General features: G+C 41.9%; 16 protein-coding genes, 1 tRNA gene and 1 other RNA gene. 4 read left to right on the forward strand and 14 right to left on the reverse strand.

Features of this window, described 5'->3' with window-relative positions; all coding sequences use genetic code 11:
* Positions 1 to 132: 132 nt before the first annotated feature.
* From PCIT_RS07775 to PCIT_RS07790, 4 genes are read right to left on the reverse strand one after another with little or no spacing between them, the layout of a single operon-like run.
* The gene (locus PCIT_RS07775; RefSeq protein WP_010362537.1) at positions 133 to 1,296 is read right to left on the reverse strand and encodes an FAD-dependent monooxygenase; all 1,164 of its coding nucleotides are present in this window, start codon (positions 1,294 to 1,296) and stop codon (positions 133 to 135) included.
* Positions 1,296 to 2,480, reverse strand: a complete 1,185-nt coding sequence (gene ubiH / locus PCIT_RS07780) for a 2-octaprenyl-6-methoxyphenyl hydroxylase (protein WP_010362536.1) — start codon at positions 2,478 to 2,480, stop codon at positions 1,296 to 1,298. The genes PCIT_RS07775 and ubiH overlap by 1 nt, the downstream gene beginning before the upstream one ends.
* A 9-nt stretch (positions 2,481 to 2,489) precedes the next feature.
* A complete protein-coding gene (gene pepP, locus PCIT_RS07785) occupies positions 2,490 to 3,800 on the reverse strand; it encodes a Xaa-Pro aminopeptidase (RefSeq protein ID WP_010362535.1) in 1,311 nt (436 codons plus the stop codon).
* On the reverse strand, positions 3,800 to 4,363 hold the full coding sequence (locus PCIT_RS07790) for a UPF0149 family protein (protein WP_010362534.1): 564 nt from the start codon (positions 4,361 to 4,363) through the stop codon (positions 3,800 to 3,802). The genes pepP and PCIT_RS07790 overlap by 1 nt, the downstream gene beginning before the upstream one ends.
* 196 nt (positions 4,364 to 4,559) lie before the next feature.
* On the opposite strand from PCIT_RS07790, the gene ssrS reads away from it, so the two are divergent.
* A non-coding RNA gene (gene ssrS / locus PCIT_RS07795) (6S RNA) lies at positions 4,560 to 4,742 on the forward strand.
* A gap of 340 nt (positions 4,743 to 5,082) precedes the next feature.
* A complete protein-coding gene (locus tag PCIT_RS07800; protein WP_010362533.1) occupies positions 5,083 to 7,758 on the forward strand; it encodes an ATP-binding protein in 2,676 nt (891 codons plus the stop codon).
* A gap of 60 nt (positions 7,759 to 7,818) precedes the next feature.
* Here the strand turns inward: PCIT_RS07800 and rimI are convergent, their stop codons facing one another.
* From rimI to guaB, 5 genes are all read right to left on the reverse strand, one after another.
* Positions 7,819 to 8,244 carry a ribosomal protein S18-alanine N-acetyltransferase gene (gene rimI, locus PCIT_RS07805; protein ID WP_238348012.1) on the reverse strand — a complete coding sequence of 142 codons (426 nt, stop codon included), beginning with the start codon at positions 8,242 to 8,244 and terminating at the stop codon, positions 7,819 to 7,821.
* A gap of 31 nt (positions 8,245 to 8,275) precedes the next feature.
* Positions 8,276 to 8,545, reverse strand: a complete 270-nt coding sequence (locus PCIT_RS07810) for a hypothetical protein (protein ID WP_010362531.1) — start codon at positions 8,543 to 8,545, stop codon at positions 8,276 to 8,278.
* A 65-nt stretch (positions 8,546 to 8,610) separates the two neighbouring features.
* Positions 8,611 to 8,687: transfer RNA gene (locus PCIT_RS07815), tRNA-Trp, on the reverse strand.
* A gap of 146 nt (positions 8,688 to 8,833) precedes the next feature.
* Complete coding sequence (guaA, locus tag PCIT_RS07820) at positions 8,834 to 10,408, reverse strand: glutamine-hydrolyzing GMP synthase (RefSeq protein ID WP_010362530.1); 1,575 nt, start codon at positions 10,406 to 10,408, stop codon at positions 8,834 to 8,836.
* Between the two features lie 166 nt (positions 10,409 to 10,574).
* Complete coding sequence (gene guaB / locus PCIT_RS07825; protein WP_010362529.1) at positions 10,575 to 12,044, reverse strand: IMP dehydrogenase; 1,470 nt, start codon at positions 12,042 to 12,044, stop codon at positions 10,575 to 10,577.
* A 113-nt stretch (positions 12,045 to 12,157) separates the two neighbouring features.
* Here guaB and xseA point away from each other — a divergent pair, with 113 nt between their 5' ends.
* Positions 12,158 to 13,555, forward strand: a complete 1,398-nt coding sequence (gene xseA, locus PCIT_RS07830) for an exodeoxyribonuclease VII large subunit (RefSeq protein ID WP_010362528.1) — start codon at positions 12,158 to 12,160, stop codon at positions 13,553 to 13,555.
* An 88-nt stretch (positions 13,556 to 13,643) separates the two neighbouring features.
* On the opposite strand, the gene cysE is transcribed toward xseA, so the two are convergent.
* Positions 13,644 to 14,465 (reverse strand): serine O-acetyltransferase, encoded by an 822-nt coding sequence (cysE, locus tag PCIT_RS07835; RefSeq protein ID WP_010362527.1) that lies wholly within the window; start codon positions 14,463 to 14,465, stop codon positions 13,644 to 13,646.
* A gap of 252 nt (positions 14,466 to 14,717) precedes the next feature.
* Positions 14,718 to 17,588 (reverse strand): M16 family metallopeptidase, encoded by a 2,871-nt coding sequence (locus PCIT_RS07840; protein WP_010362526.1) that lies wholly within the window; start codon positions 17,586 to 17,588, stop codon positions 14,718 to 14,720.
* A 256-nt stretch (positions 17,589 to 17,844) separates the two neighbouring features.
* Between PCIT_RS07840 and PCIT_RS07845 the strand changes: the two genes are divergently transcribed.
* The gene (locus PCIT_RS07845) at positions 17,845 to 18,801 is read left to right on the forward strand and encodes a methylenetetrahydrofolate reductase (RefSeq protein ID WP_010362525.1); all 957 of its coding nucleotides are present in this window, start codon (positions 17,845 to 17,847) and stop codon (positions 18,799 to 18,801) included.
* A gap of 27 nt (positions 18,802 to 18,828) precedes the next feature.
* On the opposite strand, the gene PCIT_RS07850 is transcribed toward PCIT_RS07845, so the two are convergent.
* The 3 genes from PCIT_RS07850 to PCIT_RS07860 all read right to left on the reverse strand — a co-directional run bounded on the left by PCIT_RS07850 (position 18,829) and on the right by PCIT_RS07860 (position 21,915).
* Complete coding sequence (locus PCIT_RS07850) at positions 18,829 to 19,788, reverse strand: sensor domain-containing diguanylate cyclase (RefSeq protein WP_010362524.1); 960 nt, start codon at positions 19,786 to 19,788, stop codon at positions 18,829 to 18,831.
* Positions 19,789 to 19,887: 99 nt separating this feature from the next.
* A complete protein-coding gene (locus tag PCIT_RS07855) occupies positions 19,888 to 21,123 on the reverse strand; it encodes a DEAD/DEAH box helicase (RefSeq protein ID WP_010362523.1) in 1,236 nt (411 codons plus the stop codon).
* A 99-nt stretch (positions 21,124 to 21,222) separates the two neighbouring features.
* On the reverse strand, positions 21,223 to 21,915 hold the full coding sequence (locus PCIT_RS07860; protein ID WP_010362522.1) for a DUF3581 family protein: 693 nt from the start codon (positions 21,913 to 21,915) through the stop codon (positions 21,223 to 21,225).
* Positions 21,916 to 21,991 lie beyond the last annotated feature (76 nt).

Genomic DNA, 21,991 nt, shown 5'->3' on the forward strand with positions numbered 1-21,991 from the left:
TGTAAAACGTAAACGCGGGGCTCAAACCAATGGACCCTGAATCAAGTTCAGGGAGACAAAATTTAGGAGTCAAGTTCAGGGCGACAAAATTTAGGAGTCAAGTTCAGGGAAACGAAGTTTAGAAGCCATGCCCTACTTGCCTACCGCTTCTTTTGCAAATAAAGTCTTGATCGGACCTAAGTTATCAACCAAGCTCAAACCAACTCCACGGATCAGTTTTTTAACGGGATTAGAACCTTCAAACAACTCTTTCAAGCCTTGCATCATAGCAATGTGCTTTTGAGCATCCAGCTTACGGTTGCGCTCATATTCACGTAATGAGCGAGTCGAGGCAAATTCGCCTTCTTTGGTTAATTGCGTAATTAACGCTTGGGCATCTTTCAGCCCTAAGTTCATACCAAGGCCTGCCAATGGGTGAATAGTGTGGGCCGCATCGCCCATCAATACAATTTTTCCATTAACCCATTGTTGGGCGTAACGCATTTTTAATGGGAATACGGCTCTATCATCAGCCACTTCACATAAACCGCACTGTCCATCAATCGCAACGTTTAGCGCTTTATTAAACTCTGTATCAGACAAAGCCATTAAGCGCTTCGCTTCTTCAGGTGAGGTAGACCATACAATTGAGTGGTGCTGTTCATCTTGTAGAGGTAAAAATGCCAACGGTCCAGTATCTAAAAATACCTGACGTGCAGTCGCATCATGCGGTAATTGGGTTTTAACCGTCGCGACAATCGCATTATGGTCATAATCCCAAAATGTCAGTGGCATTTTAAACTGAGTGCGTATCGCTGAATTTGCTCCATCAGCGGCCACCAGTAACTTAGCCATCACAGGCATGCCTGTTTCAAGCGTAATTAATACATCGGTTTCAGTCTGATGAATCGTTTGATAACGCGTGTCAAAACATAAAGTCACAGTATCTAATTGCTGTAACTCAGTAAACAAAGCGTAGCGTATCGCATCGTTTTCAACGATATGCCCCAACTCTGGTAAATCTAGCTCTGCGTTATTAAAGGCTATTTTACCAAAGCTATCTTGGTCGCGTACGTCCATATGGGTATAGGGGGTTGCACGCTGTGAAACGATATCTTGCCACACACCTAACTGCTCAAACTGAGTTTGGCTAGCTAAGCTAATAGCACTGACTCTATTGGCAAATTGCGTTTTTAATGGTTGGGGCGCTGCGTTACTATCGATAACCAGTACACTTATATCAGCTTTTGCTAGCCCTAGCGCCAGAGTCAAGCCAACGGCACCGCCACCCACAATACATACTTGCGCTTGTTGCATTACTTACTTCCTTTGATCACATGACCCATCAATTGTTTTGCTAACGGGGATTTTAATCGTGTGGAAAGCGCCATAGCTAACAAACCACAACTGCGCCCCAAAGCAAAAATACGCGAATTATTTGAAAATAACCGGACTAAAGTATCTGTTAATGTCATCACTTGCTTTATGTCTGCCTCTCTGGCTTTTGCATATGCTCGAGTAAACGGGAAGTCGCCCAAACTATCGAGTGGGTTGCTTGCCATTAATGACACCAATTGTTGAATATCTCGCACACCTAAGTTAAAACCTTGCCCTGCAATCGGATGAATGGCGTGTGCTGCGTTGCCAATAATTACACTGCGATGATGTGCTAACTGTTCGACTTTGCCAAGTACCAATGGATACGATGTTCGACTTCCTACTTGAGTAAATACGCCAGCTCGAAAACCAAAGGCAGATTGCAAAGCCTCAACAAACTGCTCATTTTTCATATTTTGATACTCGTGCAGCTGATTATTCTCCATACACCATACGAGTGAGTAACGATTTTGGCTCATTGGTAACAATGCCATCGGGCCATGCTCGGTGAAGCGCTCAAATGCCTGCCCGCTATGACCCCCTGCAACTTCAATGTTGGCAATTAATGCACCTTGTTCATACTGCGTGCTTACAAAACCCAACTTTAACAATTCGCGAGTGGGTGATTTAGCCCCATCAGCCACTACCAATAACTTGCCAACCAACACCTCATCAGTAGAGAGTGTCAGCGTGACATGTTCTGGCTGCTGCACCAACTCACGCACCGTCGCTGGGCAAAACAATGTAATGTCGGCTTTTTTCAGCTGTTGATGTAACTCAAAACCATATCGGTTAACCTCTACTACATAGCCTAACGCATCGCAGTCATAGTCCTGATGATCTATATCAGTTTTACCAAAATGACCTCTATCAGACACATGAACTTGATGAATTGCCTGCGTAAAAGGCCACTGAGGGTTAAATAGCCCGAGCCTCATCAAATAGGCCGCCGACTGTTGTGCGAGTGCAATACTGCGGTCGTCAAAACTTGGGTGCGCTTGCTCATTCAACGCAAAGGCTTCAATCACAGCAATTTGGTAAGTGGGACACTGTTTTTTGATTGCCAAAGCAGAGGTGGCCCCCGCCATACCGCCACCGACAATTAATACATCAAACTGTTGCAACCGACTCTCCTACTGTTGCATGAGGGCTTCTATTTCAAAAATTGATTTTGGGACACCGGCAGTTAAGTTTTCAAAGCCATCACTGGTAACCAATAAGTCATCTTCAATACGAATACCAATACCTTTATATTGCTCAGGTACGGCTGCATCTTCATCGAAATATAGTCCAGGCTCAATGGTCAGTACCATACCAGGCTCAAAAGCGCGGTCGGCTTCGTCCTGCTTATACTCACCCACATCATGCACATCAAGCCCTAACCAATGACCTAAGCCATGCATATAAAAAGCTTTGCATGCTTGCTTGTCTACCAGTGTATCTAAATCACCCGCTAAAATACCGAGGTCGATCAAACCTTGAGTCATCACTTTCATCGCTGCTAGATTTGCTTTAACTAAAGTACCACCGGGTTTGACGTGTTTAAATGCTGCTTCTTGAGAAGCCAAGACCAGTTCATACAGTATTTTCTGGGGCTCACTAAATTTTCCAGAGACAGGAAACGTTCTAGTGATATCTGCTGCATAGCCTTCAAGTTCACAACCTGAGTCAATCAAGACTAAATCGCCATTATGCAAATCGTCGCTATTTTCTGTGTAATGTAAAATATTGGCGTTATTACCCGACCCTACAATGGTGCCATAAGCAGGGTGACGCGCGCCATTCATAGCATAGTGATGGTGAATTTCCGCTTCCAGCTGATACTCAGTCGCTTCAGCTGATGCAAAACGCATCGCACGTTTATGAGCGTCACAACTAATTTGCGCCGCTTTGCGCATCACAGCAATTTCAGCCTCAGATTTAAACAGACGCATTTCATGTAGTATTGGACGGATATCTTTTATGATCTCCGGTGCACGGTAACCTTTTTTAGGTGCGCCACGCAGTGTATTCATTAATAACCAAATTTGATCATCAAACGCCGGGTACGTACCTTGACCGTAATACAATACTCGATGCCCATTCACCAAGTTAAGTAATTCATCATCGAGTTCACTTAAGGGGTGCGTTTCATCAAGTAACAAATTAACCTTCGCGCGCTCAAAGCCGATTCTTCGGCCATGCCAAATTTCTGCCACTTTGTCTTTGTTTCGGCAAAATAAGGTACTTACTCCTTTACCTTCTTTATCTTTACTTAACACCAATACAGCATCTGGTTCGTTAAAACCTGTTAAGTAAAAAAAGTCGCTATCTTGACGAAATGCATATTCAGTATCTCGGCTGCGAGTTAGTTCAACTGCCGCTGGAATAACAGCCACTGAGCCGTTATCCAATTGCGCCAATACACGAGTACGGCGCTCTAAAAATTCTTGTATTGTGATCATTAGTGTAATGTCTTTGAAGTTGCGTTGGCGTCAGGTTCTTTTCCCATCTCTGCAAAACATAACAATGCGGAGACTCGAATATACTCAACAATCTCATGTAAAGCTTGTTGATCTTCTTCACTGTCATCAAAGTGTGTATCAAGCTTAGTGATCTCAGTGAAGTCACTGATCACTTCTTTTACGTCAGCCGACAACTTACCATAGTCTTTTTGCTTTAAACCAAAGCCAAGTAAAAACCCAGAGACCCAAGCAACTAACGCGTTTGCTTGGTCTAGTAATGACTCATCTTCACTGGGGAGAAATAGGTCAAACTGAAACTCGCTTTCATTAAAGTGCTCAATAACATGTTTATACATATCAGCAAAAAACTGTTTTAGCTCTTCGCTAAAATTCTGCCCTTCATTAAACACATCACTCAGTAAACCTAAGTATTCTTTTGCTTCAATATTCAGCCCGCAAGCCAGTAAACCACTGATGGCACCATGTACTTCAGCAGGGGCTACATAAATGTCGTTTTTTTCTAGCACCAATTGGGCTTGGGTATAATCTTTTAATTCGCTCATCAGTATTTCTTACACTCACAGTTTAGTCGCTTAATGCTACCACTCGAAGTATAGCAACTCCAAGCAATTGTATGTGCTAGCTTAAAAATCCGCCGCGTCGTTTAGTAAACTAGCGACACCGATTAAATTAACAGCAAACGATGAAGTATTTTGCATTTATGGTTTCTACTCACGCAGATGTTTTATATACTGGTTATGTTCCCTAGCGCGTTGGACAGCAGATTAAGTCCCTGAGCCGATAAACTTTATTTAGGGACGTAGTTTGCTTACTATTGTGCAAGCTCGGCATGTACCGAGAAGCCTGCGGTAAGCTGTTGCGTTCCGCCTTGAACCTTAGGGTTCAAGGGCTGACATCAGCATCCGCGTTGCTGGGGCACATACCTTCTTTACCCTAACTTACAAACACATGTATCTTCACACTGGTTTTTCTTCCTCGATGTTAGCGTGATTAAAATATCGTTGAATCTAGTGAAACTTATATTAGACAATAATTTACCTGAGTGATTAGGTTACAACTCGGCCATTTAATTAACCCCATAACAACCATTTATTTGTTACATTTTTAGAAAATTCACTACTCCCATATAAATTTCATACCAATTTCACCATACTCGAACGGGTTTTCTTGTGAAACATGCTGCATTGGCTTAGGATTAGAATGTCATGAACCAATAATGATCTCTGATACTGATCAATCATATGGATATCTATGTAACACCATGAAAACAAGTAAGTTAAGTATTAAGCTATTATGGTACATCACTCCTCTGGTGATATTACCCTTGTTGTTTCTTGGTGGTTTTACACTCACGAATGTAACGAGCTCAACCCAAAAGCAAGCCAAACTCACTGTTAGCCGCTTTGTTGAACAACAACAACAAAAAATGTTTAATTACATTGAGATATACCAATCTACGACAAAGCTACTCTCTAATTCTCCTGTATTAATGGATTTTCTTAATCATAATAGCTTTTATGATGTATCAAGTACCTCGAGGCTCAGTGCCCTGGTAGATGTATTTGCCAGCTACAGTGAAGCCTACCCAGACATCTTAAGTATCAACTTGGTTGACCCTAAGGGAGAAAGCCAAGCTTATCATGCCAATAATTTAAATAAGGCCCCTCATAGTTACCCTTTTTTTAGCCAAATGATCAACAATAACCTACGGCAGCAACAGTTCATGGTTGCAACCGATAAGGGCACAACGCACTTGTATTTTGTACAGCGTATTTACGGGGTAAATTTACAACTCAGGCAACCGAACCAACAAGGTTATATCATAGTAAAGGTTGACCCCTCGATTATAAATTCGAGTATTTTTGAAGCCGCCTATGACAATACCCTCAATTTATTAGTGACTGATGGCGGAGAAATATTATTTAGCTCAGACAAACAGCTGTTTGGCAGTTACCTTTCACCTGATGAAATAGAGCAAATTCATGATGTCGCTGACAAAGGCACACTGAACGCAATAAACCTCAATAGCATAGATAACATCGAGCGTATGCTATACGCCGTGCAGCTCAGCGGTGGTTATTATTACTTATCTACAATACCTAAATCTTTGCTGTATCACTCAGGTAAAGCCATTAGTTTAATAACGGCTCTGATTGTGATTTTATCGGTCATTATATTACCGATCTTGATTTTTATCGTTGTACGCAACTTACTGTTAAACCCAATAGAGTTATTAGGTGAGGCAAGCCATAGAGTCGGTGATGGTGATTTATCAGTATATTTACCCAGCCAAGGTAATGATGAAGTTGGCACGTTATTTCACGACTTTAATCACATGGTTAAACAAATAAGAGACTTTCAAGGTGAGCTAGAAGAGTACAAGCACCACTTAGAAGAAAAGGTAGACAATCGAACCCGTGCATTAGAAGAAATGAATAAACAACTGGGTATGGCTATCACGCAAGCAAAGCAAGCCAATGAATTGAAAAGCCGGTTTTTAGCAAATATGAGCCATGAAATACGCACACCGCTTACTGCAATCATGGGTTTTACAGAGCAATTGTTACACAACCCTGATGCTCAGGGCACACGGCATCACCTAGATACCGTATTACGTAATTCAAAACACCTACTCGAGCTCATCAACAATATTCTCGATCTATCAAAAATTGAAGCTGAAAAACTCGCAGTAGAAAAAAGTGAATTGAAGCTACAACCGCTCCTAGACGATATAAATTCAATCATGGCCCCCATGGCGCAAGAAAAGCTCCTGTCGTTTGCTATTGAATATCAGTTTCCTCTACCCCGGACTCTTCACAGTGATATTACGCGCTTAAAGCAAATTTTATTGAATATAGCCACCAATGCGGTGAAATTTACCGAATTTGGCGGAATTAAGATAAAAGTGTCTTTCGATGAAACACGACAAACATTTCGATTTACCGTAGAAGATACTGGTATAGGTATGTCTGAGGCTGAAATTGATCGCGTATTTAAACCGTTTGAACAAGCTGATAGTACCACCACTCGCCGCTTTGGTGGCACAGGCCTTGGGTTATGTATTTCAAAAAACCTCGCACAGCTACTTGGCGGGGACGTTGAGGTTAGTAGCGAACAAGGAATTGGCAGCCGCTTTACCATTAGCGTTGCTGGTAACTATCAAGACAGTAATTATGAACTCGCCTATGAACTATCAGCAGCGTTACCAGAGCCTAATATCTCAGAGGAACTGGCAAGCACACATCTCGATGCGCATATATTGCTTGCAGAAGACAACACTGATAACCAAGTCTTGGTGACACTACTACTACAAGCATGGGGGATCACGCCAGATATCGCGAATAATGGCGCTGAAGCTGTAGAAAAGGCACTCGTAAACGATTACCAACTGATATTAATGGATATGCAAATGCCGGTGATGGGCGGCTTAGAGGCCACTGAAATGCTCCGCCATGCAGCCTATGATGGTCCTATTATTGCCCTTACAGCAAATGTCATGAAACAAGATGTTGATACTTATCTCGCTGCAGGATGCGATGCTACGCTTGGTAAACCCATAGATAAAGCAGAATTAGGCTCTGTCTTACTGGAGCATTTACAGCTACAAGATGCTAGCCAATCTCAGTGGGATTCATTACTACAAAGTGAAAAATTTAAGCAGATCAGTCAAAATTATATAGAAAAGCTACCTGATCACCTCACCCAACTGCAGGATTATTACGACAATCAAGAATGGGAATCTCTCAGAGCACTGGCTCATAGCTTAAAAGGCAGTGCTGGGTGTTTTGGCTTTATGAACGTACATAGTGCTGCAGATGATTTAGAGCAGAGCTTACGAACCAATAATAAGGCGCAGTGGCAATATGCGTTATTGAACCTTACAGAAGCAATTAAGTACACGCTCACAAATCAACAACCATTAAAAATTGCGAACTAAATATGCGTAGTTAGATGGTAACTCGTTTCTATTGGACTATATGGTGCACCAGTATCTAGGTTAGCTGCTGCCCATAAAACACAGTGCCAATGCCATTAATATCGCATCCTCTTTGCCGCTATGGCTTGGGTAGTAGTTTTTACGAATACCTGACTCAATAAACCCTGCTTGCTCATACAACCCGATAGCCGCTTTATTTGACGCCCTCACTTCTAAAAACAAGTTTTCAGCAGACATCGCTTCACTGCGTGTCACAAAATCCAGTAACAATGCTTTTGCTAACCCTTTGCCTTGATGCGCTGGCGCAATACAGATGTCCATTAAGGTATTATCAGGTCCAGCTCGCTCACCCACATAAAAGCCAGCTAGCTCTTTATCTAAATACAATGCACCATTAAAGTAACGCCCGGCCAAACAGGTTTCCATGGTCTTTTGCGTCCAAGGAAAGGCGTGGCATGCGGTTTCTATTGCCATAAGCTCACACATTGGTAGCTGCGCGAGTATGTCGTGCTTTATATTAGTATTCACTTAATAGTTTCCATAATTGGCGTTTCTGCTCGGCATTTAATTGCGCTGAGGGTAAAATCAGGCCTTGAGCATCTATCGCTATATCATGCCCTTTTTGCACAAGCGTTAAATCTAGATGAGTATTCGCCAATCCGATATCAAACGCCAACTGTGCACTTAAATCAATGGCCGCACTAGCATGTTCAGAGCCTATAGCAACATCGGTTTGCTTTAATATCAAAGGAGAAATTTCAAGAATATCGGCATGCAATGGGTGCATAAAAACCTACGATTTTATAATACTGAGTGTTACTAAGAATATAAAATATGAAGTAAAAAAGGAAGTGGCAGGGGCGGCAGGACTCGAACCCGCAACCATCGGTTTTGGAGACCGCTGTTCTACCAATTGGAACTACGCCCCTGCAATGACGACGAATTATAGAGATGTTTTATAAAAGGTAAAGCGTTATTTTGCAAAATACGGTTCAACTGCCTTTTAAATAAACAAAAAGGCGAATATTTAACATATTCGCCTTTAATATTAGTAAACTAAGTCACTAATGCGTGGTTATTCCCACTCGATAGTTGCCGGTGGCTTACCAGAAATATCATAAACAACACGCGAGATACCATCAATTTCATTGATGATACGGTTAGATACTAGCCCTAAAAAGTCATAAGGTAAGTGAGACCAACGTGCCGTCATAAAGTCAATGGTTTCAACACAGCGTAATGATACAACCCAATCATACTTACGTGCATCACCCATAACCCCTACTGACTTCACTGGGAGGAAGACCGTAAACGCTTGAGATACTTTATGGTAAAGATCGGCTTTATGCAGCTCTTCAATAAAGATAGCATCTGCGCGACGTAACAAATCGCAATACTCTTTCTTGATTTCACCAAGTACACGTACACCTAGACCAGGCCCTGGGAATGGATGACGATAAAGCATATCGTAAGGTAAGCCAAGCTCTAAACCAATCTTACGTACTTCATCTTTAAACAATTCACGTAATGGCTCAACAAGCCCCATTTCCATATCATCAGGCAAGCCGCCTACGTTATGGTGTGACTTGATCACATGTGCTTTACCTGTTGCAGAAGCTGCTGATTCAATCACGTCAGGGTAAATAGTCCCCTGAGCTAGCCATTTTGCATTCACTAATTTCTTTGACTCTTCGTCAAAGATATCAATGAAAGTATGGCCAATTGCTTTACGCTTTTCTTCAGGATCTGATAACCCCTCAAGGTCTTTCAAAAACTGGGCTTCAGCATCTACTTTGATGATGTTCAGACCGAACTTATCACCAAACATATCCATAACTTGCTGACCTTCGTTTAAACGAAGTAAACCGTTATCAACAAATACACAGGTAAGCTTATCGCCGATAGCACGGTTAATCAGCATCGCTACCACTGATGAATCTACACCACCAGATAAACCAAGGATAACTTCGTCATCCCCTACTTTTTCTTTAATACGCGCAATCGCATCATCAATAATTTGTGCTGGCGTCCATAACTTCTCGCAGCCACAAATGTCGATTGCAAAACGTTCTAATAAACGCAAACCTTGCTGAGTGTGTGTCACCTCAGGGTGGAACTGCACGCCATAGAAACGCTTTTCTTCCCAAGACATCGCAGCATGGGGGCACGTGTCAGTGCGGGCAGTTGTTGTGAAAGTATCTGGAATTGAGATAACTTTATCGCCGTGGCTCATCCACACATCTAAAAAGTCAGTGCCGTCTTCAATGTGATCTTGAATTTGATCAAATAACTTACAGTCACCCACTTTCTCAACACGGGCATAGCCAAACTCTTTTTTGTCAGAGCTTTCAACTAAGCCACCAAGCTGCATCGCCATTGTTTGCATGCCATAACATACGCCTAATACTGGCACGCCAGCGTTAAATACGTACTCAGGTGCTCTTGGACTATTATCTTCAGTCGTTGACTCTGGGCCACCTGATAAAATAATGCCTTGCGGATTAAATTCACGGATCTGCTCTTCGGTCACGTCCCAAGCCCATAGCTCACAATAAACACCGATTTCACGAATACGACGCGCAATTAGCTGCGTGTACTGTGAACCGAAGTCTAAAATCAAAATGCGGGAATCATGGATGTCTTTGCTCATTGATAATCTCGTAGTTAGGAAACGACTCACACCAACCGAAATAAACTACTCTGAGTTAACTTCGCTATATTGGTATCAATTTAGTAAAGCACAAAAACGAACTTTACTTAAAATTAAGAAGGGCTAGCATATGCTAGCCCATTTAAACACGCTGAATTTCAGTATGTTAGCCCATTCTATAGTTAGGCGCTTCTTTGGTGATCTGCACGTCATGAACGTGCGACTCACCCATACCAGCAGATGTAACACGCACAAACTGTGGTTTAGTATTTAGCTCAAAAATATCAGCACAGCCCGTTAGGCCCATTGCACTGCGAATACCACCAACTTGTTGGTGAATGATCGTCGCAATTGGTCCTTTATAAGCAACACGGCCTTCAATGCCTTCTGGCACTAACTTTTCAGCTTGCTTTGAGTTTTGGAAGTAACGGTCTGACGACCCTTCTTTTTGATTCATTGCACCTAATGAACCCATGCCACGGTACGATTTGTAATAACGACCTTGGTACAGCTCAACTTCACCGGGAGATTCTTCAGTACCCGCAAGCATTGAACCGACCATAACGCATGACGCACCTGCAACCAATGCTTTAACAACATCACCTGAGAAACGAATACCGCCATCAGCAATAACAGGAATATCGCGACCTTTTAGACCTTCAACTGCATCAGAGATGGCAGTGATCTGTGGCACACCACAACCTGTTACGATACGTGTTGTACAAATTGACCCTGGGCCAATACCCACTTTAACCGCGTCAACACCGGCATCAGCAAGGGCAATCGCACCTTCAGCTGTTGCAACGTTACCTGCAACGATTTGTAAATCAGGGAATGCAGTACGCGTTTCTTTTACTCGGTCAAGAACACCTTGTGAGTGGCCATGAGAAGTATCAATAAGCAATACATCAACACCTGCATCAACCAATGCAGCGATACGCTCATCAGTACCCGCACCAACACCTACAGCAGCACCAACACGAAGACGGCCACGCTCATCTTTACATGCATTCGGCTTTTCTTGGGCTTTTTGATAATCTTTAACCGTGATCATGCCTTTAAGCTTAAATGCGTCATCAACAACCAAGATCTTTTCGATACGGTGCTCATGCATTAAACCAAGAATTTCTTCACGACATGCGCCTTCTTTCACCGTCACTAACTTATCTTTTTTCGTCATCACGGTTGAAACAGGTTGATCTAGTTTTGTTTCGAAGCGCATATCACGGCTCGTTACAATCCCTTCAAGCTGATTATCGGCACCTGTCACAGGAAAACCTGAGAAGCCTTTTTCTTCAGCAAGTACCAATGCATCTTCAATGGTTAAATCTGCAGTCACAGTAACAGGAAAAGAAACAATCCCCGCTTCATACGTTTTAACTTTACGTACATTACGAGCTTGCTCTTCAATCGTCATATTCTTATGAATAAAACCAATACCACCTTCTTGCGCTAACGCAATCGCTAAACGCGCTTCAGTAACAGTATCCATAGAGGCTGATACAAGGGGTAAGTTCAATTCAATACCACGCGTTAAACGCGTCGATAGATTTGCAGTATGAGGTAAAACAGTAGAGTGTGCTGGAACTAATAGCACATCATCAAAGGTTAGGGCTTCTTTGGCAATTCTTAGCATGTTTGCGGTTTCTCTCACGTGGAACTGAGTATAAGGAATTGCGTGCAAATTTTATCAGCGTTCCCCATGCGAGTAAATAAATATTATCAAAAAATATGATAAAGTACTCAGCAATGGCACTTGGAGAGACTAAATTGAGCTATCAATCGCGCAGTACTATACCCCAACATGTTTATACAGTTTCTAAGTTAAACAAAGAGATCCGAGCAATTTTAGAACAAGGCTTTGCTCAAATTCAACTTACCGGAGAAATTTCAAATTTTGTTGCGCCTGCGTCTGGGCATTGGTATTTTTCACTTAAAGATGAAAAAGCGCAAGTTAAAGCCGCCATGTGGCGTGGCAACAATCGCAATTGCAGTTATAAACCAGTTAATGGCGCACAAGTTACCGTACGTGCTCGTATCTCTGTTTATGAACCAAGAGGTGATTATCAAGTTATTGTCGAGCACATGGAAGCCGCCGGCGAAGGGTTACTTAAACAGCAATATGACGCACTCAAGCTAAAGCTTGCAGCCGAAGGGCTTTTTGGCAGTGCCCATAAGAAACCTTTGCCAACACATATCAACAAAGTGGGGATCATTACCTCAGCGACGGGTGCAGCAGTAAAAGATATTTTATCCATATTACAACGCCGTGCGCCCCAACTTGAAGTGATTATTTATCCAGCTCAAGTGCAAGGCAAAGACGCACATTTCCAACTCATCGAAAAGTTACAGTTAGCTAACCAGCGTAACGAAGTTGACGTGTTAATTATTGGTCGAGGTGGAGGCTCTCTTGAAGATCTATGGTGCTTCAATGAAGAATTACTTGCTCGGGCTATTTTTGCCAGCAACTTACCCATAATTAGTGCGGTAGGCCATGAAATAGATACGACGATATCAGATTATACTGCCGACTTAAGAGCAGCGACACCATCTGCTGCGGCTGAGCTCGTGAGCTCAGAACAAGATGTATTGATTGATTTAATCGCCAATAAAAAGCGACAACTTACAAAAGCCACTAATCACCATATTCAGCACATCAAGCAGCGTATCCAAGCGCTCACGCAACGCTTGAGACTACAACACCCAAAGAACCAATTAATGCAGCAGTCACAACGTATTGATGAACTTTCACTGCGTTTGCACCGCGCTTTTGAGCAGCGTCATCACCTTTTGCAAAGTCGCATGTCGTTGTTAGAACAAAAATTAAACCACCAGCACCCAGATGGTCGCATTAAAAATGCCAAGCAACGCCTAAATCAATTAACGCTGCAATTAAACCAGCAACACAAGCAACACACTGAAGCACGGCAAAACAAATTAGCGTTTTTGGCTGCAACGTTAAATAGTGTGAGTCCATTGAGTGTATTAGCGCGTGGTTACAGCATCACAAAAACGAACAATAAAGTCATAAAGTCAGTTTCGCAATTACAAGAAGGGCAAATTATTCAAACACAATTGAATGACGGAGAGATTTCATCGCAGATCACACAAGTCATGCCTAAAGCACAGCCCAAAGACATAGGTTGAATCAGTTAATTAATTTCTTGAAAAACATTTTGTTGGGCACCATCATAAAAAGTGATGAACAGCCCAACTGAGCGGTTTTTTTTGACAGCTATAGCATCGCACTCGTATAGGAATCATTTACAGACGCAGGTTGATCTTCTAAGAAGTTTTGGTTCATGCTTTCAGCAGGACAAGGACAGTTTGGTTTACCAACCACTTTAGCTGGGATCCCAACGACTGTGGTGTGTGGTAACACAGGATTTAAAACAACGGAGCCTGCACCAATTCTCGCGCCTTCTCCCACCTCGATATTACCAAGTACTTTTGCCCCTGCGCCAATTAGCACTCCAGCGCGAATTTTAGGGTGACGGTCGCCTTGTTCATTACCTGTACCACCCAGCGTGACCGATTGTAAAATCGACACATTATCTTCAATAACGGCGGTTTCACCAATCACTATACCAGTCGCATGATCAAGCATAATGCCATGACCGACTTTACAAGCAGGATGGATGTCAACACCAAATACTTCGGATGTACGGCTTTGAATAAACCGAGCCAATTCTTTTCTGTTTTGTCGCCATAGGCAGTAGGCAAGTCGATGTGCTTGTATCGCATGAAAACCTTTCAGATTCAAAATTACGGTTAAGTAACTATCGGCCGCAGGGTCGCGATCTTTAACCGCTTTTATATCATGAGCTACATGTGTCAGCATTTTATCGCAATCAACAAACGCTTGGTCGAATAATTCTCTTATTGTAAAGGCAGATACCACCGCATCAGCTAGTTTATTGGCAACAATAAAACTCAAAGCTGCTCCCAAACAATCATGATTTAGCACACTTGAATAAACATGACTTGCGAGTAAAGGCTCGACGTTGACTAATTCTTTTGCTTCTTTTTGAAGCTGATGCCAAATTTCATGACGCATAAGGAAAACCTAACTATTGGTAATACGGGTAGATTTTAACGGCTTAACACAAGATATGTTACTGCTATTGCAAACCTTCTCGCTATTACTTATAACAAACCGCTCTGTATAGAGCAATGTTATCGCTTTTATCTTTAAATCATCGCGGTGTACTTCGAGCGATACAAAGCGGGTATATTGTGAATCTCATTTCTCATTATAAAAATGGCCATAAATTGTTTATGGCCATTTTTCGTTAACGTAATTCGTTATTTATTCAAAAACAACTTTTACATCTTCTACCGTAATGTTAGCTGACGGGATCGCTAGCTTATACTTTTCAATCTGCTTATCTTCATTAATCAGTACCGCGGGCTTATCCGTGTTGTACTTAAGCGAAGATATTTGCTCCGACGCCAAGCGCTGTGCCATATCTTTAGCGTCACCAGTGATAAAGACATAATGCATATTATCAGTTTGTAGTGTGTCAGATATCACGCGATTGACATCTTCCACAGTCAAGTTGGCAAGTTGCTTGCGAACATACTCAACAAAGCTTTCAGTGTTGTAATATTCACTATCGAGTGCATATCCTAACTGGCGATCTTGACTTGCTACTAGCTGCGGAACGTAATTACTTAAGAAGTTTCGCGTTGCATTAAAGTCTTTTTCAGTCATGCCTTGTGCTATTAACTTATCTAGCTCAAATTGCGCAACGCGTGTTGCAAAATGGGCATCGTTATTCGAACGAAGTGGGCGTAACCAAATTTGGAAAACTTGCTCTGAACGGCCTAAATTTGCATCAGGTTTTGTTTGGAACATACCGCGTGGGAAATATTCGATATATGCGTAATCACCGTAGTTCATACCGCGAGTTTGACGAATGCGCTTATACAAAAAACTATTCGAACTACGGTGCTCACCAAAGTATGAGCGCACTAACCACAATGCGGTCCAATCTTTAGAGCTGCGTATTGTATCGATAGGGAAACCAAACGACACAGCGGTAGATTTGGCACTTTTCTCAATAATTGTTGCATGACGACCTGTTAATACTGGCGCATCTGGTACCATCAAACGTGCTTCATCACCTTTTGGTAGAGTCGCTAAGTCATCTAGTAGCTGTGTTTTTACTTTGTCAGAGAGCGCACCGGTGATCCCCACATTTAATTTAGCCTGTGTAAACTCAGCATGATAGAAAGCTTTCACATCGTCTAACGTTAACGCTTCTAAATCAGACAAATCACCAAAGTTATAACTTTCATATGGGTGGCCTTGATACAGTTTATGATAAAGCACCTCTTTACCTAATTCTTCATCATTAGAAGACTTTAAGCCCGCTTTAATACCGTCTATCAACTCTTTCTTCAAACGCTTAAAATCATCTTCTCTAAAGCCTGGGTCAAGTAGTTGCCCGCTGACAAGATCATACCATTGCTGAGCATTATCTTTGTGAACACGCCCGCGCAATGAAATCATTTCTTTATCGATTTGATAATTAAAGCTGCCCGCGATTGGATAAAGCGCCGTTTGAATCTCTTTATACGTTTTCTTTTGCGAGCCGCCTTTTGCAAGCATCGCGGCTGTTAGTGCTGCCACCCCTTTTTTACCGACAGGATCCGCTGCGGCACCTGTATAGAACAATAAGTTAACGTCAACGAGTGGCGAAGCATTGGTTTTATCAAGTAGTTTAAAGTGACGCTCGATAGGCTGTTTTGAGTCTGCAACTAATGCACTTAGTGAGACTTCATTATCAAAACCAGATACGTTAGCAAGATCAGACATAGTCACCGTCGTACGCCCACTGTCGACAAAATATTTATTCGCGATAGTACGTATATCTTCTGGCGTCACTGAATCAGCCGATTGATACAATTGATTAATCACTTCAGGGTCACGCTCAAAATGCATATAACGTGCAAGCGTAGACGCTATGGCTTGTGAAGAATCCAGGCCATTTATAAAGCTATATTTTCTATTTGATTTTAACGCCGCCAATTTATCAGCATCAACCAGCTCAGTGCGCGCACTAGCATAAGTGCGATTAATTGCATCTCGTACTACGGTTAAATCTTGCTCTTTTTCAACCTTAACAAATACGTGCAATAATCCGGGATCTTTGGTTTCTGCATTATACGGGAACATTTGACTGGCAATTTGTTTATCGACAACCAACTCTTGATACAACGCAGAGTTTTTACCAAAGTATAGTTCTGAGATCAGATCTAACGCAGCTCGGTCTTTCTTTTCAGGTACCCATGAAGTGCCTTTATAAGAAACTAACAACCAATGACCAGGCATACCTTCGAATTGCTCGTGAACATATTTTGCCTCAGTTTGTTTTGGCTCAACAGGCACCTCTGCTTTGAAGTCGCCTTTTTTCCAGTTGCCCCAATGCTGCTTCACCGCTTTCATGGTTTCTTGTGGATCAACGTCGCCGACAATCACCATTGATACATATTCTGGTTTATAAAAGCGCTCAAAGAATGTTTGGCCATACGCCATTTGATCTGGCATCGCTTCAATATCTTCGAAAAAGCCCATTGTTGTGTGCTTATAGGTATGTTTATCGAAGGCTTCATTACGTACTGCCGACAATAATTTACGTACTGGGTTTGCATTGTTCTTTAAATACTCACCTTTTACAGTCAGTGCTTCAGTGCGAAACTGTTCTTCGGTGTATGATAAGTTCTGAAAAATATCCGCTTCAATTTCAAGAACTTTGTTTAAATGCTCTTTTGAAAAGCTCAAATAGTAATTAGTAAAATCATTGGTTGTATATGCGCGATTATCAACACCTGAGTTTTTCAATATATCTGAGTACACATCTTGAGGGTACTTTTCAGATCCTTTAAACATCATATGTTCAAAGAAGTGGGCAAAACCGGTTTTACCTGCCTCGACTTCATCACGCGAGCCCACAGATACAGGGATCTGTAATGACACCACATCAGGGTAATCCGTTTTTACCACCATAACTCGTAAGCCATTCTCAAGCTCTTCAATTAAGTAGTCTTGCGAAAACACTTTATCACTGGCATTTGCTACGCTAGCCACAGGTGTACTGTTGTTCGCACTGTTACTTACACAGCCAGTTAATGCGAGTGTTACCGCCAGGCTGGTTGCCAATAGTTTAAATTTCATATGTGTCCTTAATAATTATTTTTTAACTAACGCGATGGCTAGTTTAACCATGCAATTATGCCGTAAATTAACGGCCGTTATACCCAAAAAAGACAGATTTATGTAAAAAAATATGTCGATAAATTTCAGTAGGCTAATTAAAAATATGAAGGGAATTCATCGCTATTGAATAAGTTTCAATAAAAAAATCTATCTAGACGTCTAAATGGCTGCTATATTACACTTATTAAAATGACTTTAGGCTGGAATGAGGATTATGGCTTTATCACTGCAACAAAAAATACAAGACCCAAATCAGGGTGTGTACATGATTGGTACTACCCCACCAAAACAAGGCACAGATAGAGCCCAATTAGAAACCATTGCGAATAAATTACTAGCTCGTTTACATGAAATAGAGTACGACGGTGTTATTATCTACGATATCCAGGACGAAAGCAGTCGTACACAAGCACCTCGCCCTTTTCCGTTTAAACATACCGTTGATCCGTGTGAATATAGCCAGCTTATCAAAGAGCTATCTCATTTGGATGTGATCACCTATAAAAGTGTGGCGCAGCGCGATGCTTCGCAGTTTAATCATTGGCTAAGCGAAACCAAAGAAAAGTTTGGGTTAGATAACCTAGTCCTTGTTGGCAGTCCATCCTCTACTGGCGACATAAAATTAAGCCTACCTGATGCCTACAAAGCATTGGCTGCACATCAAGAGTCATTTTTTCTCGGCGGGGTCACAATTGCCGAACGTCATGCAAGTAAGAAAAACGAACAACAGCGTTTAATCGAAAAAACGACGCAAGGTTGTGAGTTTTTTATATCTCAAGCTGTTTATAACCCCCAGGCAACAATCGACTTAATCACCAGTTACGCGAGAACTTGTAAACAACAAGGCGATATACCTAAACGCATTATTTTAACGTTCACACCTTGTGGTGGACAAAAGACGCTCGAGTTTATGGAGTGGTTGGGTATTTCAGTACCAGATGCAACTAAATGGCGTATGCTGGACTCAGAAAACCCTTTGAGTGAATCAATACGAATTTGCCGCGAGAATCTAGACTTAATCTTACAAAGCTGTGCGCGTCTAAACGTGCCTCTAGGGCTTAACATAGAAAGCTTAACAAATCGAAAAGAAGAAATTGACGCATCAATAAACTTATATCGCTTACTCAAAGCAACCATGGAGTTGCACTTAGCAGAAAAGCAAATTGCATAACCGCTTAAAGCACTCTCATGTATCAAGCTAAGGCTTTTTAGTCTTAGCTTGATACATCGCTTTATCAGCTAAGCTAATTAACTGCTTTAAATCAAAAAACTTATCATCAGTCATTGCATGGCCATAACTAAACATCACACTGGGTAAATCTTGCTCTGACAACAACTGCTTGAATTCACCCATTAAGCGCTGCATCAAATCGTTTATCCAGGCCCCAGATGGCCCTTGAACAAACATTAAAAATTCATCCCCGCCCATACGCCCTGCCAAATCATCATCGCGACTTACCGCCTTTATGGCTGTGGCTAATCCATTTAATACTTTATCACCAATAGTATGACCATATTGATCGTTCACTGCTTTAAACTCGTTTAAGTCTATAAAAATACAGTAAAAATACATATGCATTTTCAGGGCAATATCGCGTTTATGTTCAGCTAAGGTTACAACCGCACGTCGATTATAAATATTGGTTAAGGGGTCGAGCATAGCAATATGGCGCATTTGACTAAAACGGTGAATCAAAATCAGATCATCTTCGAGCATATCTCGTAGATGCTCTATTAATTCCTGCAAATTAATATCATAGGCTGTGACCTTAAAGTCCATCACACACAAAGTACCAAATGCACTGCCGTCAGGCCAGCGAATAGGAACCCCTAAATACGATTCGAAGCCGTCTTCACTGACTTCGGGGTTGGTATCCCATTGACGATTGGTACTTGCATGACGTTCGTACAACGGGGCGTTATCGGCAACGACTTTCTTGCAGAAAATATTCGTTTCCAATGGGATAATGCCACCAGCTGAGTAAGGGTTATCCTCATCGTTATTGGCCACTAATACTGAAAAGCCATCAGGCTGAGCCTGCACAATAAACCCAGCTGGAGCACCGAATATCCGTGCCATTAAATCAATGGTTTTTTGCCATTTAGCCAGTGTATCTTGTGATTTAGTCTGCTCTAGTAACTCAGGATCAGTAGCCATATGACAATCTCTTGGTGCCTATGCTCATTGTATTTTATTTATTCAGCATATCAATAAAACACCTAAACCGCCGCATCAAAACAATATATTTTCACTTATTTATTTTTTACGGCGTCGCTGATCCCGCTTGCCCAAAATATGCTTTTTATCGCGCTGCTTACGTGATTTTGCTGAGTTTTTCCGGTTATCTTTGGGCTCCTTGGTTAAGTCAGGCTCATAACCTTGTAACCATTGTGGTGTGAGTCGTTCATCAAGTAACACTTCAAGTTCTTCAAGTAACCACTGCTCATCTATACTGACCAGTGACAATGCCGTTCCCGCTTTACCTGCGCGCCCTGTCCTTCCTATACGATGAATATAATCCTCGGCGACAAACGGCAACTGTGCATTAATCACATAATTTAAATCAACAATATCAATCCCACGCGCAGCAACATCAGTAGCAACCAATACTCGCGTTTTACCCGATTTAAATTGCGCTAGCGCTTTATCTCGCGCACCTTGCGATTTGTCACCATGGATGGCTAAGGTTGGCAAGCCATCCTTATTTAGTTCTTTGGCATATTCATCGGCCATATTTTTAGTTCGAGTAAAAATAAGCACCTGCTGCCAGTTATTCTTACCAATCAAATGCGACATTAGCTCACGCTTTCTATCATCATCGACCGCATAAAATAACTGTTCTACTTTTTCGGCTGCACTATTTTCTGGATCAACTCCGACACGCTGAGGCTTAGTTAGCCACTGTGAAGCCAGTTTTTGTACTTGTTCATCAAGGGTGGCCGAAAATAACAAGGTTTGCTTTTGTTCTGGTAAATGGCGCATTATGCGCTTAATTTCACCGATAAACCCCATATCAAGCATCCGGTCTGCTTCATCAAAGACCAAATGCGAGACGTTTTCTAACTTTAAAGTCCCTTTAATTAAATGATCTAGTAATCGACCGGGGGTTGCGATAACAACATCAACACCCGCTTTGAGTGCTTTCTCTTGTGGGCTAATATTTGCCCCACCATAAATACACGCAACCTTTAAACCTGTGTACTGAGCGTAGTCTTCACTATTAGCTGCAACTTGCTGAGCAAGCTCTCTGGTTGGCGCCAATACTAAAGCTCGTACCTTAGAGTTTTGTTCAGGTGCTTTTAAAAGGCAATGCAAGATGGGCAACATAAACGCTGCGGTTTTACCCGTGCCAGTTTGTGCTGTAGCTAATAAATCATGCCCTTCAAGTACCAAAGGGATGCTTTGCTGTTGTATTGGCGTGGGGGCAGAAAACTGCAGTGTTGTTAGTGCCTGATCAAGCTCAGGCGCTAACTGCAAAGGTTGGAATGACATAGTGACGACTCACGGACGAATAAATTGGCTGCAGTATACCAAATACGCGTACTAGATGCCCGCAACAGACGTCACTCTTCGTCTAGGTAGGAACCAGAATTAAAGTGTGGCTTTTCTGTTGTTATAATAAGTAATTAAACCATCAACCATATCTTGGCAGTAATCACGAATGCCTGACACCAACATATGCTTTTCACCCCGGCCAATTTGCTTGCCGTTACTTAAAAGCTTAAAGCGCAAAATAATTTTACCACGCTTACCTTCATAGCTAAATTCTGGTGTATCAGCAGCCAGTTCTACTTGTGATACTGATGGGTCATCTAAATGGATCGCCATCGACTCATAAATCACCATAGGTCGCGCTGGGTTTATCATCACGCCTTGTTCAGCCATCAAAGGAATAATGACATGAGGAAAAGCAGTGCCCGAAAATTCAACATAGTTTTTGGTCAAGCTTTCAATCAATGTTGGACAAAGGTTAGCGTCACCGTCACGCTTGACCGACATCATCACTTTATCATTTGAAGTAATATCAAAAGCGTCACTGCCTTGCGGAAAGCTCAATAAAGACAATTCATCTACCATGCCAACAAATGAGAAATGCATGTTCTCACTCACCCCATAACGGGATAAAACCAGAGCAAATAATAAGTCACCAGGTACACAAAACTTTTTAGCATCTACGTCATGTAATGGATTAAAGTCATCTGCAACTTGCTTTGCAAATAGACTACCTTGTTCGCGGGTAATAACCACGTGCTCGCCTTGCTCTTGGTAAAAACGACTTAACATATACTCTTTCTTTGATCAGTTATAAAACCGCGCTATGTTATCAGAATATTTACAATAAGAGGTCGAATCTGTTTAA

It is taken from the genome of Pseudoalteromonas citrea, assembly GCF_000238375.3.
Lineage (GTDB): Bacteria > Pseudomonadota > Gammaproteobacteria > Enterobacterales > Alteromonadaceae > Pseudoalteromonas > Pseudoalteromonas citrea.